The sequence below is a fragment of the Amycolatopsis sp. NPDC039088 genome (genome assembly GCF_055598845.1).
In genome coordinates this window covers 198,715-213,101 of the sequence record NZ_JBVKAE010000002.1, presented here as the reverse complement: position 1 = coordinate 213,101, position 14,387 = coordinate 198,715, and the positions used below count along the sequence as shown (strand labels likewise).

14 protein-coding genes are annotated in these 14,387 nt (G+C 67.2%); 1 reads left to right on the top strand and 13 read right to left on the bottom strand.

The window, feature by feature from the left end; translation table 11 throughout:
- Positions 1 to 278 precede the first annotated feature (278 nt).
- The 13 genes from ACZ7KI_RS03350 to rplJ form a co-directional block, all read right to left on the bottom strand.
- A complete protein-coding gene (locus tag ACZ7KI_RS03350; RefSeq protein ID WP_470271840.1) occupies positions 279 to 1,226 on the bottom strand; it encodes a hypothetical protein in 948 nt (315 codons plus the stop codon).
- A gap of 84 nt (positions 1,227 to 1,310) precedes the next feature.
- On the bottom strand, positions 1,311 to 1,844 hold the full coding sequence (locus ACZ7KI_RS03345; protein ID WP_470271620.1) for a hypothetical protein: 534 nt from the start codon (positions 1,842 to 1,844) through the stop codon (positions 1,311 to 1,313).
- Positions 1,845 to 1,875: 31 nt separating this feature from the next.
- A complete protein-coding gene (locus ACZ7KI_RS03340) occupies positions 1,876 to 3,141 on the bottom strand; it encodes an MCE family protein (RefSeq protein ID WP_470271619.1) in 1,266 nt (421 codons plus the stop codon).
- Positions 3,141 to 4,340, bottom strand: coding sequence for an MCE family protein (locus ACZ7KI_RS03335; RefSeq protein WP_470271618.1), 1,200 nt, complete (start codon positions 4,338 to 4,340; stop codon positions 3,141 to 3,143). The genes ACZ7KI_RS03340 and ACZ7KI_RS03335 overlap by 1 nt, the downstream gene beginning before the upstream one ends.
- Positions 4,340 to 5,518, bottom strand: a complete 1,179-nt coding sequence (locus ACZ7KI_RS03330; protein ID WP_470271617.1) for an MCE family protein — start codon at positions 5,516 to 5,518, stop codon at positions 4,340 to 4,342. Before ACZ7KI_RS03330 ends, ACZ7KI_RS03335 begins: the two co-directional genes overlap by 1 nt.
- Positions 5,515 to 6,501, bottom strand: a complete 987-nt coding sequence (locus tag ACZ7KI_RS03325; protein WP_470271616.1) for an MCE family protein — start codon at positions 6,499 to 6,501, stop codon at positions 5,515 to 5,517. Before ACZ7KI_RS03325 ends, ACZ7KI_RS03330 begins: the two co-directional genes overlap by 4 nt.
- Entirely contained in the window at positions 6,498 to 7,529 is a 1,032-nt protein-coding gene (locus ACZ7KI_RS03320; protein ID WP_470271615.1) for an MCE family protein, read from the bottom strand. Before ACZ7KI_RS03320 ends, ACZ7KI_RS03325 begins: the two co-directional genes overlap by 4 nt.
- A complete protein-coding gene (locus ACZ7KI_RS03315; protein WP_470271614.1) occupies positions 7,526 to 8,869 on the bottom strand; it encodes an MCE family protein in 1,344 nt (447 codons plus the stop codon). Before ACZ7KI_RS03315 ends, ACZ7KI_RS03320 begins: the two co-directional genes overlap by 4 nt.
- A complete protein-coding gene (locus tag ACZ7KI_RS03310) occupies positions 8,866 to 9,702 on the bottom strand; it encodes an MlaE family ABC transporter permease (RefSeq protein ID WP_037314104.1) in 837 nt (278 codons plus the stop codon). The genes ACZ7KI_RS03315 and ACZ7KI_RS03310 overlap by 4 nt, the downstream gene beginning before the upstream one ends.
- Before the next feature lie 3 nt (positions 9,703 to 9,705).
- Positions 9,706 to 10,458: an MlaE family ABC transporter permease gene (locus ACZ7KI_RS03305; RefSeq protein WP_020633292.1), complete on the bottom strand. Its 753-nt coding sequence runs from the start codon at positions 10,456 to 10,458 to the stop codon at positions 9,706 to 9,708.
- Positions 10,459 to 10,496: 38 nt separating this feature from the next.
- A complete protein-coding gene (locus ACZ7KI_RS03300; protein WP_470271613.1) occupies positions 10,497 to 11,666 on the bottom strand; it encodes an ABC transporter ATP-binding protein in 1,170 nt (389 codons plus the stop codon).
- A 530-nt stretch (positions 11,667 to 12,196) separates the two neighbouring features.
- Complete coding sequence (gene rplL, locus ACZ7KI_RS03295) at positions 12,197 to 12,583, bottom strand: 50S ribosomal protein L7/L12 (protein WP_125788795.1); 387 nt, start codon at positions 12,581 to 12,583, stop codon at positions 12,197 to 12,199.
- 48 nt (positions 12,584 to 12,631) lie between these two features.
- Positions 12,632 to 13,183 carry a 50S ribosomal protein L10 gene (gene rplJ / locus ACZ7KI_RS03290; RefSeq protein ID WP_061979982.1) on the bottom strand — a complete coding sequence of 184 codons (552 nt, stop codon included), beginning with the start codon at positions 13,181 to 13,183 and terminating at the stop codon, positions 12,632 to 12,634.
- Between the two features lie 328 nt (positions 13,184 to 13,511).
- Between rplJ and ACZ7KI_RS03285 the strand changes: the two genes are divergently transcribed.
- The gene (locus tag ACZ7KI_RS03285; protein ID WP_470271612.1) at positions 13,512 to 14,357 is read left to right on the top strand and encodes a hypothetical protein; all 846 of its coding nucleotides are present in this window, start codon (positions 13,512 to 13,514) and stop codon (positions 14,355 to 14,357) included.
- The last annotated feature ends 30 nt before the right edge of the window (positions 14,358 to 14,387 follow it).

Sequence of the window (14,387 nt, the reverse complement as noted above, 5' to 3'; positions counted from 1 at the left end):
GCGCGGCGGCGCGTCACGATTAGCCCGCGAACGTCGACTCGGAGCGCCTCGGATCGGGGTACGGCAGGCTGCGCCCAGATCGCGTTTAGCGGGCTAAACGCGAGACCGGGGCCCCGGCCTGAGCGGAGTGGCGGATCGCGATTAGGCGGCGAAACGCAAGTCCCCAGGCACCACCCGACCCGAGCGGCGGATCGCGATTAGCGGGCTAAACGCGAGACCGGGGCCCCGGCCTGAGCGGAGTGGCGGATCGCGATTAGGGGGCTAAACGCAAGTCCGGGCTACTTGCTCGGGGCCGGGGAGGCGGGGGGTGCGGCGGGGGCCGAGGAAGCGGTGGGGTTGGGCGGAGCGGAGTAGGTGTTCATCGCCGTGATCCTCCACGTGTCGCCCTGCAGCTCCGCGTTCAAGTGCAGCTGCGCGGTCCCGGCGGTGGTCTTGTTCGTGTCGGCCCGCGTCGAGCTCTGGTCGACGAACACCATCACGTCGGCCCGATCACCCTCCAGCCGGATGACGGCGCTGCGGGTGACCTTGCAGGTCACGACCATCTTCTGCTGCGGGGCCAGCCGTTTGACCTCGCCCATCAGCAGGTTGTACTTCGCCCGCACCTCGTCGTTGACCAGCAGGTCGTTCGCCGCCGTCTCGGTCTTCGCGATGTTGTTGTAGTCGTACGAGAACAGTGCCTCGGTCGCCTTCGTGACCTGGTCCTTGACCTGCGAGGTCTTCGCGACGTCCAGTAGCGCGGTGTTCTCCGTCGAGCTGGTCACCTCGTCGGCCTGGATCTTGAAGAGCACCGCGGCCGCGGCCAGCAGCAGTCCGACGATGACCAGCGCGCCCGCCAAGATCAGCTGCCGGGATCCTGGCTTCTTCGGCTTCTCGGCGTCGGAGTCCGCTTCAGCGGCGACTTCGGCTTCGGCCTCTTCGATGTCGTCCGGCTTCGCCCGGGCCGCCGCACGAGCCTTCGCACGCGGACTCGGCTTCGCGACGACCTCGTCTTCAGCGGGCTCAGCACTCTCAGGAGCCTCGACAGCCTCAGGAGCCTCATCGACCTCTACAGGGGCCTCCGAAGCCTCAGCAGCGGGCTTTGAAGGCTCGACAGCCGGAGCCGGACGCGGAGCGGGCCGCGGCGAGGGACGGCGGACCGGTGCCGGTTTCGTCGCCGGCGTCTCGTCGACCTCGGGAGCAGGCGCCTCGCTGACCGGAGACGCGCCGGGCCGGCGCAGACCGGCCACCCGGGGGCGGCGCACCGGCGGAGTGCTGCGAGGGGGCTGGCGGCGGGAGGGGGGCACTACGTGGCTCCGTTCTAGGTGACGCTCTTACTGACCGGCCGCGACGAGGGGCACGTTGCTGATCCCGGAGACCTTCCACTCCTCGCCGACCCTGGTCATCGAGACCTCCAGGCGCATCGGCTTGGAGATCACCTTGTCGCCCTGGGTGACCTGTGTCGAGATGGCGGCGAGGAAGCTCGTCTTGCCCTCGTGGTCGTCGAGTTCTTCCACCGCGATGTCCTGGATGGTGGTCACGACCTTGGTCTTCGCCTCGCCGAGCGCCTTGCGGTAGCTCGGCTCCAGCTGGATCAGCTCGTCCGTCATCTTCTTGTCGGAGACGGCTTTCTGTTTGGCGAAGTACCCGTCGAGGTCTTCGAAATCGACCTCGGTGTAGGCCTTGATCGCGGTGCCGCCGGCCTTGACCACGTCATCCCGCGTCCGCGCCAGGTCGGCGTTGTCGTCCGCGGCCGCCACCGCCCACTGGATCCCGAACAGGCCCGCGGCGAGCAGGGCGGCCAGCGCGAACGCCGCGGCGCCCAGCACCAGCGTTCGCGGCGAGGTCCACGATCGAGAAGAACTCATGACACTCCAGGGTAGGTATACGGTCTGGGGCTCAGCCGGGCAGTCCCAGCAAGGCGCCGAGGCTGGCCAGGCTGACCCCAGGGCCCTGCAGGACACTCGGCATGCCCTGCGCCGCGCGCAGGTTGGCCAGCTCCTCGGCCGACCGTCCGGCGTTCGCGGCGACGTCGCCCTGCGACGGGATCTGCGGGACCCCGTTGTACGGCACGTTCTGCGAACCGCGCACGTTGATCGGGCTGCCCTTCGGCTCGGCGCAGTACGCGTCGTCCTTCGGCGCGCGCGGCGTCGTGTCGGTGCCCTCGCGGTACTTGTCTAGGCCGATATAGCCCTTGGTGCACGACGGCGGGTTGAACAGGTTGAGCGCGAGGCCCAGGTGCGCGGTGCCGTCGTTGGCGACGGTGTTGGCGCCCGCCGCGAGCATCGGGTAGGTCACCAGCCCCTGCTCGAGCCCGTCGAGCCGCGTCACGAGCAGGTTCGACGTCGTGAGCAGGTTCGCGGTGAGCGCGCCCAGCCCCGGCCCCGATTCCGCCAGCACCTCGCTGATCTGGGTCGCCACCTGCGGGGTGATCCCGATCAGCCTGCGGATGTCGGCGTCGGAGTTCTTCAGCTGGCCCGACAGTTTGTTGAGGTCCGCGCTGAACGACTTCATGGAGCTCGCCATGTCGTTCTGCGTTTCGAGCACCTGCCCGCCCTTTTCGAGCAGCTGGATCGTCTGCGGCAGGTACTCCTGCGCGGTCGTGGTGAAGCTGCGCGCGGTGTCGAGCAGCCGCTGCAGATCCGGGCCGGTGCCGTTGAAGGCGTTGTACGACTCGTCGACGACCTTGCGCAGCGAATCGGTCGGCACCGACGCCGCGAGGCTGTCGAGGTCGCCGATGAGCTGTTCGGTGGGCACCGGGGTCTTGACCTTGTCCGCCGGGATGACCGAACCCGGCCGCAGGAAGGGCCCGTTCTCACCCTTGGGCCGCAGGTCGACGAACTGCTCGCCGACCGCGGACCGGTTCGCGACCACGGCGTCCAGATCGGCGGGCACCTGCGGGGCGTCGGGCGCGATGTTGAGGTCGGCCTCCAGCCCGGTCTTGGTCAGGCGCAGTTCGCCGACGCGGCCGATGTTGAAGCCGCGGTAGGTGACCTCGGCGTTCTGGAAGATGCCGCCCGACTGCTTGAGTTCGAGCTTCACCGTGTAGCCCTCGTCGCCGAAGACCGAGCCGAGCCCGGCGAACCGGATCAGCGCGTACACGATGGCGACCACGGAGATGATCACGAACAGGACCAACTGGATCTTCGTCCTCCGGACCAGCATCAGCCCGCACCTCCCGACAGCAGGCCGAAGATCCCGGCGGGTCCGGTCTGTTGCGGCTGTCCGCCGCCCTGTGGCGCGCCCGCCTGACTGCCGGCGACGCCCCCGACGCTGTCCGGGATCGGCAGCGGCGGGTTCACGCCCGCCCCCTCGGTGCCGCCGGTCAGCCCTGGCACCGGGACGACGTCCTGGAGCGGGTTCTGACGGCTGCGGCCGAGGTTCTTGAGGATCTCGTTCAGGTTCAGGTCGATCTTCGCGAACAGGTTGAAGTAGTCGCCCTTGACGCCGTCGTACGCGGCGTCACTGAACGGGAAGGTCAACAGGATCTCCAGCGCCTTGGGCAGATCCGAGCCCGCCTCACCGAGCTTCTGCAGCGTCGGCTGCAGCGCCTTGAGGTCGGCCACGAGATCGTCCTTGCTCTTGTTCACCGTGTCGACGGCGACGCCGGAAAGGTTGTTGAGCGCGTTCAGCATGGTCACCAGCTGGCCGCGCTGCTGCTCCAGCACGCCGAGTCCGGGGCCGAGGTTGTCGACCGCGCCGACCAGCTTGTCCTTCTGGCCGTTCAGCGTGAGTGAAAGCCGGTTCAGCCCGTCGAGTGCCCGCGTGATGTTCGCGGACTGCTTGTCCAGGTTGGTCACCAGCTGGTTGGTGTTGTTCAGCAACGCCTTGAGTTCCGGCGAACGGCCGCTCGTGGCGTTGTTGAGTTCCTTGGTGATGGTGTTGAGCTGCTCCACCCCGCCGCCGTTGAGCAGCAGCGAAAGCGCGCCGAGCAGCTCTTCGACCTCGACGCTGCGGTTCGTCCGTGCCAGCGGGATGACCGCGTTGTCGGCGAGTTTGCCCTGACCGTCCGACGGCGCGGCCAGCTCGACGTACTTCTCACCGAGCAGGCTCGACTGCCTGACGTTGGCGAGCGCGTTCGCGGGGAGTTTCACGTCGCCGTTGACCCGGAGGGTGACCTCGGCGTTCCAGCCGTCCGGGGTCAGCCCGATCGCCTCGACCCGGCCGATGGACACCTCGTTGACCTTCACCCCGGCCTGCGGGGTCAGGTCGAGCACGTCCCGGAACTGCACCTTGACCGTGTACGGGTGGTCGCCGAGTTCGGCGCCACCGGGCAGCGGGATGTCGTAGATCCCGCTGAAGCCGCACCCGCTCAACGTCAGCGCGGCGACGGTTCCACAGGCCACCAGAGCAAGTTTCCGCATCACTTCGCCGCCGTTCCATAGAGCTGACCGGCGATGGGCAGCGGAAGCGGCGGCAGCTGGCCCGCCTGCGACGACTGGATCACCTGCGCGATCGACGGCAACGGCACCAGCCCGTCGACCAGCCCGGCGATCCCCTTGCACGCGTCACCGAGCGCGTCGAGCGCGTCCGGGGTCTGCTTCAGCAGGTTGCACACCATCACCAGCGGCGGCTGGGTGAGCTCGTTGAGGTTGGCCCGCGCGTCGAGCGTGCCCGACGACGCGTTGTAGGTGTTGACCAGGTTCCCGAGGCCGACCGGGGCGACGTCGAGGATCTCGGCGAGCGCGCCGCGCTGGTCGACGAGCACCTTGGTCACACTGGCCAGCTTGTCCACATTGGACTTGAGCCGGTCGCGGTTCTTCTCGATGAACGCCTGCACCGCGGTGAGCGTGTCGGACAGCTGTTTCACCGTGGCCGCGAGGTTCTCCCGCTCCCCCGCCAGGAAACCGCTGACGTCGGCGAGCTGCCGCTCGAAGTCGCGGACCTGCTTGTCGCTGTTCACCAGCGTCTGCGAGAAGGAGCCGAGGTTCTCGACGGTCTTGAACAGGTCATCCTTGTTCCCGGACAACGTGCCGGCCGCCTGGCCGAGTTTGGTGATCGTGTCGTGCAGCGCCTGCCCGTTGCCGTCGAAGTTCTTCGCGGCGGTGTCGAGCAGGTTCGACAGCGAACCGTTCTTGTTGGCGCCGTTGGGGCCGAGCGACTTGCTGACCCGCGAGAGGCTGGCGGCGAGTTCGTCGACCTCCAGCGGGACCTCGGTGCGGTCGAGGCCGATGACGGCGCCGTCGTCGATGCGCGGGCCGCCCTTGTAGGCCGGGGCCAGCTGCACATAGCGGTCGCTGACCAGCGACGGCGACACGATGATCGCCTTCGCGTCCGCGGGCACCGCCACCGAACGGTCGTACTCGAGTTCGACGCGGACCTGGTTGCCCATCGGCTGGATCTTGGTGACCGTGCCCATGTCGACGCCGAGCATCCGGACGCTGTTGCCCTCGTACAGACCGACGGCGCCGGCGAAATAGGCGGTCAGATGGTTGCGGCCGGCGTCCTTGAGCGTCCACCACAGCGCGCCGGCGACCACCAGCGCGAGCACGATCGCGATGGTGAGGCCCCGGGCGAGGCTGTCTCCGAGACGGGTACTCATTTCTCGTAGCACCCCTTGTCGTTGATCGGGCCGAACGACGGCAGGACCAGGCCGCAGATGTAGTTGTCGAACCAGCGCCCGTTGCCGATGGTGTTGGTGAACACCCGGATGAACGGCGCGAACCGCGCGATGCCCTGGCCGAGGGCGTCCTGGTTGCGCTGCAGCATCGAGGTCAGCTGGTCGAGCTGGGTGAGCACCGGGTCGAGCTGCGCGTCGTTGTCGTCGACCAGGCCCTTGAGCTGGGTGGCGAGGTTGCGCGAGCCGTCCAGCAGCGCGGAGATCGCCTCCTTGCGGCGGGACACCTCGCCGAGCAGCTTGTTGCCGTCGGCCAGGAGCTTCTGGAACTCGGCGTCGCGGTCGACGAGCGTCTGCGAGACCTGCCGCGTGTTGGCGAGGAGGTTCGCCAGCTGCGAGTCCCGTGAAGCGATCGTGTCCGAGAGGCGCGAGAGGCCGGTGAGGGCGCCCCTCACGTCGGCCGGGGTGTCGGCGAAGGTCTCCGAGATGACGTCGAAGCTCTTGGCCAGCTGGGCGGTGTCGATGTTGTCCACCGTCTGCGAAAGCCCGCGGAAGGCGTCGAGTACGTCGAACGGCGACATCGTGCGCTCACGCGGGATGGTCGCGCTCGGGTCGAGCGTGCGCTGCCCTTGCGGGTCGAGCGCCAGGTACTTCTGGCCGAGCACGGTCTTGATCTTGATCGCCGCGCTGGTCTTGTCGCCGAGCCAGGCGTCCTTGACCTTGAAGGAGATCCGGACCTTGTCTCCGTCGAGCTTGATTTCGGAGACCTTGCCGACCTTCACCCCGGCGACGCGGACGTCGTTGTCCTTCTGCAGACCCGAGGTCTCGGAGAAGTCCGCGCTGTAGGTGGTCCCGCCGCCGATCACCGGCAGGTCGTCGGAGTTGAGCGCGGCGAGGAAACCGAGCAGCAGCACCGAGATGCCGACCAGCGCGATCGGGACCGGATTGCGTTTCTGGAACGACTTCATGCCGTGCACCTCGCCCGGTTCACCGGCAGCAGCGGCAGGTTGATCGGTTCGTTGATCAGCGGAGGCAGGGCGACGGCTCCTGTCATTTCACAGGCGAAGAAGTTGAACCAGGAGCCGTAGTCGGCGGTGCGGGTCAGCGCCGTCACCTTCTGCGGCAGGAACTGGATGAAGTGCTCGACGATCGGCTGGCTGTCGTTGAGGTTCTTCGACAGCGTGCCGAGCGCGGCGATGTCCTGCTTCAGCGGCTCGCGGGCCTCACCGAGCAGGCCGGACGTCGTCTGCGCGAGGGTGCCGAGCGAGTCGATGGCGTCACCGATCGGCTCGCGGTCCGCGGCCAGCCCGGAGACCAGCTGCTGCAGTTTGACGATCAGGTCGTTCAGCTGCGGCGTATGCGCGTTGACCGTGTCGAGCACCGAGTTCAGGTTGTCGATGACCTCACCGATCACCTGGTCCTTGTCGGAGATCGTGGTCGCCAGCGACGCGGTGTGCTGCAGCAGGCTTTCGATCGTGCCGCCCTCGCCCTGCAGGACCTGGATGACCTCGTAGGACAGCTTGTTGATGTCGTCCGGGTTGAGCGCGGTGAACAAGGGCTTGAACCCGTTGAACAGCTGCGTCAGGTCGAGCGCGGGCGTGGTCCGCTCGAGCGGGATGTTGCCACCGGGCTCCAGGTTCTTGCCGGAGGAGTCGGTGCCCTGCCCGAGCGAGACGTAGCGCTGGCCGACCAGGTTGCGGAACTTGATCTGGGCGGTCACCCCGGCGGGCAGCTTGCGGCCGGCATCCACTTCGAACTCGACCTCCGCCTGGCGCCGGTCGACGATGCGGACGTCCTTGACCTGCCCGACCCTGACACCCGCGATGCGGACGTCGTCGTTGGGCAGCAACAGGGTCGCGTCACTGAAGCGCGCCTTGTAGGCGTTCGTGCTGGTGGTGTTGATGTTGGCGATGCTGATCCCGAGGATCGTCGTGAACAGCACGGTGACCACGACGAAGACGCAGAGCTTGATCAGCGGTGCGAGCAATCCCCTCACTGGACGTGCACCTCCGCTCCGCGGTAGAGCGGACCGACGAGCAGCGAGCCCCAGCCGGGCATGTCCGAGGCGGGCATACCGACCTGCGGGGCCACCAGCTGAGCGAGGAAGTCGGACTCCGAGGCGCTGTACGACGGGCTACCAGCGGGCGCGCCGCCGCCGTTGCCGTTGTAGCCGCCGTAGTTCGCGAAGCCGTTGGACGGCGAGAGACCGTCGTTGGCCGACCGGGCGGGCGCCTTGACCGTGCTGCCGTCCTTGATCGGGCCGTCCGGCGGATACTGCGGGAACGGGTCCGGGAACTGCTTCAGGTCGTAGCAGCGCGGACCGCGTTTGTCCTCGAACCTCGGCTCGTCCTTGCCCGGCAGGTACGGGCCGCGGTTGACGGTGACCTCGATGGTCGCGTGCAGACCGGGCCGGTTCGTGCCCTTGCCGAGGGCCTTGTCGATCTTCGGCAGGTTGTCGGCCATCTGCCCGATCACGCACGGGTACTCCGGCGAGTACTTCGCCAGCAGTTCCGCCGTCGGGCGGGCCGTGTCGGCGAACCGGATCAGGTTGTCGGCGTTGTTCCGCAGGAAGGTCTGCAGGTCCAACGAGGCCTGGGTGACGCTGCCGTAGAGATTCGCCAGGTTCAGCTTCTGGTCGACGACGGTGCGCGTGGTGGTGCTCAGGTTGTCCAGCGTCTGCACCAGATCCGGGGCGACTGCGCTGAAGTTGTCCGAGAACTTCGCGAGCTCCTTGAGGTTCTGCTGGAGCTGCGGCTCGTGCGGGTTCAGCTCGCCGACGTAGCTGCCGAGCTGCGCGAGGGTGTCGCCGAGCTGGTCGCCGCGGCCGTTGAGCGCGGTCGAGATCGCCGAAAGCGTGCTCGACAGCTTCTGCGGCTGGACCGCCTGCAGCACCGGCATCAGGTGGGCGAAAGCCTGCTCCAGTTCGACCGCGCTGGACGTGCGGTCCTGGGTGATCACGTCGCCCTCGGCGATCGTCCGCGTCGACGGCGCGTCCGGGATTTCGAGGGAGACGAACCGCTCACCGAACAACGTCTTCGGCAGGAATCGCGCCGAAACGTTCTGCGGGATCAGTTTCGCCGATTCGGGCTTAAGCGCGAGCGTGAGTTCGGCACCGTCCGGCGTCGCGGCGATGTCCTGCACCGAACCCACGATGAGACCGCGGACCTTCACATCGGACTGTTTCAGCAACTGGTTCCCGATACTGTCCGATTGAAGCTTCACACTCACCACCGGCGTGAAGGCCTTTTCATACAGCGCGATGCTCAGCGCCACACCGCCGACGATCACGGCGACCAAAAGCAGGCCGAGAAGCCTGCGTCGCAAAGTCGCGATCATCCTGCGATCCTCACCGTGACGTCGGTTCCCCAGATCGCGAAACCGATGAAGAAGTTCATGATGGACACCGTGACGATGCTCAGCCGGACCGCCTTGCCGACGGCCACACCGACACCGGCGGGGCCACCGGAGGCCCGGTAACCGAAATAACAATGGGACAGGATGATCAAGACGCTGAACAACAGCACCTTGATGAACGAATACAACACATCCTGTGGAGGTAGGAACAGGTCGAAGTAATGGTCGTAGGTACCCGCTGACTGGTTGTAGATGTAGATAACGACCAACCGGGACGCGAGATACGAACTCAGCAGCCCGATCACGTACAGCGGGATGACCGCGACGAAACCGGCGATGATCCGCGTGGTCACCAGATACGGCAGGCTCGGGACACCCATCACCTCGAGCGCGTCGATCTCCTCCGAGATCCGCATCGCGCCCAGCTGGGCGGTGAACCCGGCGCCGACCGTCGCCGAAAGCGCGAGACCCGCGACCAGCGGCGCGATCTCCCGGGTGTTGAAGAACGCGGTGAGGAAGCCGGTGAAGGCCGAGGTGCCGATCGAGTTCAGCGCCGAATAGCCCTGCAGGCCCACGAGCACACCGGTGAACAGGGTCAGGCCGACCATCACACCGACCGTGCCGCCGATGACCGCGAGCGAGCCGGAACCGAAGCTCACCTCGGCAAGCAGCCGAAGGACCTCTTTCATATAGCGGCGCAACGTCCGCGGCGTCCACAGCAACGCGCGGCCGTAGAACGACATCTGGTCGCCGAGCGTGTCCAGAGTCTGCAAAGGACGGTTGGCGACCCGCTTGGCGCCCTGGAGGAAGGTCATGCGTCAGTCCAGCTTTCCGGGCACGATCTGCAGGTAGATCAGCGTGATCACGAAGTTCACCACGAACAGCATGAGGAACGTGATGACGACCGACTGGTTCACCGCGTCACCGACGCCCTTCGGGCCGCCGGACGGGTTCAGTCCCCGGTAGGAGGCGACGACAGCGGCGATGAAGCCGAAGATCAGCGCCTTCAGTTCGCCGACCCAGAGGTCGGGAAGCTGGGCCAGCGCGGAGAAGCTCGCCAGGTACGCGCCCGGCGTCCCGCCCTGGAGGACGACGTTGAAGAAGTAACCGCCGAGCACGCCGATGACGCTGACCATGCCGTTGAGCAGGAGCGCCACCAGCATCATCGCGAGGACGCGCGGCACGATCAGGCGCTGGACCGCGGAAACGCCCAGCACCTCCATCGCGTCGATCTCTTCACGGATCGTCCGCGCGCCGATGTCGGCGCAGACGGCGCTACCGCCGGCACCCGCGACCAGCAGCGCGGTGACCAGCGGACTGGCCTGCTGCACGGTGGCGAGCACCGACCCGGCGCCCGTGTAGGACTGGGCGCCGAGCTGGCGGGCGAGTGAACCGAACTGCAGCGAGATGACCGCGCCGAACGGGATCGCGACGAGCGCCGTCGGGAGGATCGTGACGCTGGCGATGAACCAGGCCTGCTGGATGAACTCCCGCAGCTGGAACGGGCGCTGGAAGATGCCACGAACGATGTCGAGGCCGAGAGCGAACAGGTTCCCGGTCTCGCGCAACATGCCGATCCCGGGAATCTTCGCCGATGAAGCGGAAGAGCTCACGCGCCACCTGACCCCGGATCTTGTGGCCGCAAGCGGTGGTTGCCCGCTCTCCCGGGATGCGGGAGGTGGGCGACCTGATCGTCGGGCAGCTGGCCCTGATGGTGGTTCGGGATCGAGCTTTCGGCAGGTGCCGACCGGTGGCCCGCGGCCGCGAGCCGCTGCGGACGAACGCCGTAGCGCTGCTGCTCCTCCGGGGAAAGCGACTCGATGATGCTCTGCTGCGCCTCGGGCGGCAGGCCGTGCAGGATCTGCATGACGCGGTCCTTGCGGCGGACCGCGCCCATCCGGGTCGGCACACCCGGGGTGGGCTGCATCTGCGGCGGCACCCCGGAGACGTCCTCGACACCGCCCGCGTGGTGACCGGCCTCGAACATGGCGCGCTCGGCGGCGAGCTGGGCGGAGTCCTTCTCCTCGCTCATGCCGATGGGGCCGTCCATCTTGCCGTTGAGGAACTGCTTGACGACCGGCTCCTCGCTGGTCAGCAGCACCTCGCGCGGGCCGAACATGACCAGTTCCTTGCGGAAGAGCATGCCCAGGTTGTCCGGGACGGTGCGGGCGAGGTTGATGTTGTGCGTGACGATCAGGAACGTCGCGTCGATCTGCGCGTTGACGTCCAGGAAGAGCTGCGAGATGTAGGTGGTGCGGACCGGGTCGAGACCCGAGTCCGGCTCGTCGACCAGGATGATCTGCGGGTCGAGCACCAGGGCGCGGGCGAGACCGGCGCGCTTGCGCATACCGCCGGAGATCTCGCCGGGCAGCTTCTTGTCGGCGCCGTTGAGACCGGTCATCTCGAGCTTCTCGAGGACGATCCGGCGGACCTCGGTCTCCGACTTCTTCGTGTGCTCGCGCAGAGGGAAGGCGACGTTGTCGTAGAGGTTCATCGACCCGAACAGCGCGCCGTCCTGGAAGAGGACGCCGAAGAGCTTGCGCACCTCGTAAAGCTGGTGTTCGGAGCACGTCACGATGTCGACGCCGTTGATCATGCAACGGCCCCGGTCCGGCTTGAGCAGACCGATCATCGACTTCAGAAAGACGGACTTACCGGTTCCGGACGGACCGAGCATCGCCGAGACCTCGCCCGGAGGCAGGGTCAGCGTGACGTCCCGCCAGATGGCCTGCTTACCGAAGGACTTCGAAAGACCTTCGATGACCACCTCGGCACCCATCGCACCTCCAGGAGCTGTTCCGCGTCGTCGCGCACTGCCTTCCCGTCCCACTGGCTCGAGAGAGCGCACGCGTCCGCGCAGCGATACCCGCGTCAACCAGGTGCAACGAGCTGAGTGCGAACAGGTTACTCACCAGTTTTCTTTTCTGGCCAGACCCGCGGATAACTTTTCGCGCAGCCCGCTGTCGGCCCGTGCACCGCTTGCAGCACCGTAGTGCACGTCACCCTCGCGCGCAGATCCACAACTCGGTCCCTGCCCAGGTCGGGGCGCTGCCCGCGTCGCGATTAGGGGGCGAAACGCAGGTCAGCGGGGGTACCGCTCCCAGCCGCCGGGCGCCGCCTCGTGTCGCCTTTAGCGGGCTAAACGCGATCCGGTGCCCTGAGCGCACTCAGGTACTTAGCGTGGCTACGCGTCGCGATTAGGGGGCGAAAGTCGACACGGGGCGGGGCTGGAGACAGCGAAGGGGCGGGCATCCGTGGTGGATGCCCGCCCCTTCGGCGGTGCTGCGTTAGGCGCTGACGCGCCCGGGATCACTTGATGGTGATCTTGGCGCCAGCAGCCTCGAGCTTCTCCTTGGCGGCCTCGGCGGCCTCCTTGTCGACCTTCTCCAGGAGGGCCTTGGGAGCGGCCTCGACCAGCTCCTTGGCCTCCTTCAGGCCCAGGCCCGAGACGACCTCACGGACGACCTTGATGACCTGGATCTTCTTCTCGCCGGCCGACTCGAGGACGACGTCGAACTCGTCCTGCTCCTCGGCGGCGGCCGGGGCAGCGCCCACCGGGCCGGCGGCGACGACGGCAGCCGGGGCGGCCGCGGTCACGTCGAAGGTGGTCTCGAATTCCTTGACGAACTCGGACAGCTCAAGAAGGGTGAGCTCCTTGAAGGCGTCGATCAGCTCGGTGGTGCTCAGCTTCGCCATGGTGGCTTTCCTCTCTGAAACGAACTAAAAGTTCGGGGTGGGGGGTGTTCAGCTCTCGGCGGGTGCTTCGGCTGCTTCGGTACCGGCGTTGCGCTGCTTGTCCTCCAGCGCGGCAGCCAGGCGAGCGACCTGGGACGCCGGCGCCTGGAACAGCGCGGCGGCCTGGGACAGCTTCGCCTTGAACGCGCCCGCCGCCTTGGCGAGCAGGACCTCACGGCTGTCGAGATCGGCGATCTGGTTGATCTCGTCCACGGACAGCGTCTTGCCGTCCATGAAGCCGCCCTTGATCACAAGCGCGTTGTTGTCCTTCGCGAAGTCGCGAAGCGCCTTCGCGGCGTCAACAGCTTCACCTTCGACGAAGGCGATGGCGGTCGGGCCGACGAACAGGTCTTCAAGGCCCTCGATGCCCGCGTCCGTGGCGGCACGCTTGACGAGGGTGTTCTTCGCGACCCGGTACTTGGCACTGGTGCCGAGAGCGCGGCGCAGCTGGGACAGCTGGGACACGGAGAGGCCGGTGTACTGGGTAACGACTGTGGCCGAGCTGCTGCGGAAGCTCTCCGCGATCTCGGCGACGGCCGCCTCCTTGTCGGGCTTCGCCATGGTCGCCTCCTCTCTTGGCTAGTGATCCACTGGCCTTGAGAGCCCTGAAACGACGAAACGCCCCAGCGCAGACAGGCGCGGGGCGTCAGGGCACGCGACGGGATACGTCGCGGGCGAGCCTCGTTCCTCCTGCGCGGGTCGCCCGCCCTAGCGGGGCCTTCGTTCTCCAGGCCAGATGACCAGGAGAAGACCAGCGGTCTTCGGTAGAACCTTGACAAGAATACGTGACCCCTTTTCGCCCCTCGACGCACCCCCTCTGAAGTCGCGTTTAGCGGGCTAAACGCGACCGGCGGAGTGCACAGGAGGGCTCGCGGGGCATCATGGTGACGTGGCGGAGCAGCGTGATGACGGAAAGCCGGGCAACGAGCCCGGCACGGACATCGAGCCCAAGGCGGGAGGTCAGCCCGCGCCTCGGTTGGACGAGGAGCAACTGCGCCAGTTCCAGCAGTTTCAGCAGTTCCAGGACTATCTGAAGTTCACCGAGGCACAGCAGCAGGGCCTCGTGCCGTCGCAGCCCGCGCAGCCTGTGACCCAGCACTACGGTGGGCAAGTTCCAGGGCCTCCGGGACCGCCGCCCGGCGAGCTCGTCCATGCTCCTCGACCGCGCCTGCCGCGTTGGCTGCGACGTCTCGGCGGAAAGCTGCTCGCCTGGGTGATCGTGATCCTGCTGATCTGCATCGGGGCCACCATCGCCTACCGGCAGATCTTCCCCAGCGACGCCGGACAGGACACCGCGACGTTCGTCCAGGGTGGCGGGGGCAAGCACCACACCAACCAGGTGCTTTCGACCAACCCGTGGGAGGCGGTGCGGGCCATCTACGACACGATCGGCAAGCCGTACCCGCCCGCCACCCGGGTCGAGAAGGTCTGCCTGTCGATGAGCGAGCAGGCGCAGGCCCAGTTCGCCCGCGACCTCGGCTACCCGGACTGCGCCACCGCCGTCCCGGCCCTGAACGCCAAGGTCACCGACATCACGCCGTACATCTACGCGGTACGCCCGATGTCGAGCGTGGTCCCGCGGCAGAACCTGACGATCCACTCGTGCTGGTACAACATCCGCGGCGGGCCCCTGCTGGGTAGCTTCACCCTTCAGGAAGTCGAGATGGGCCAGTGGCTGATCACCGGGCACGCGAACTCCCCCGAGCCCTGCCCCGCTCCCCCGACCGGCAACTGACCTGGGCTTCTTCCCCTCAGATCGCGTTTA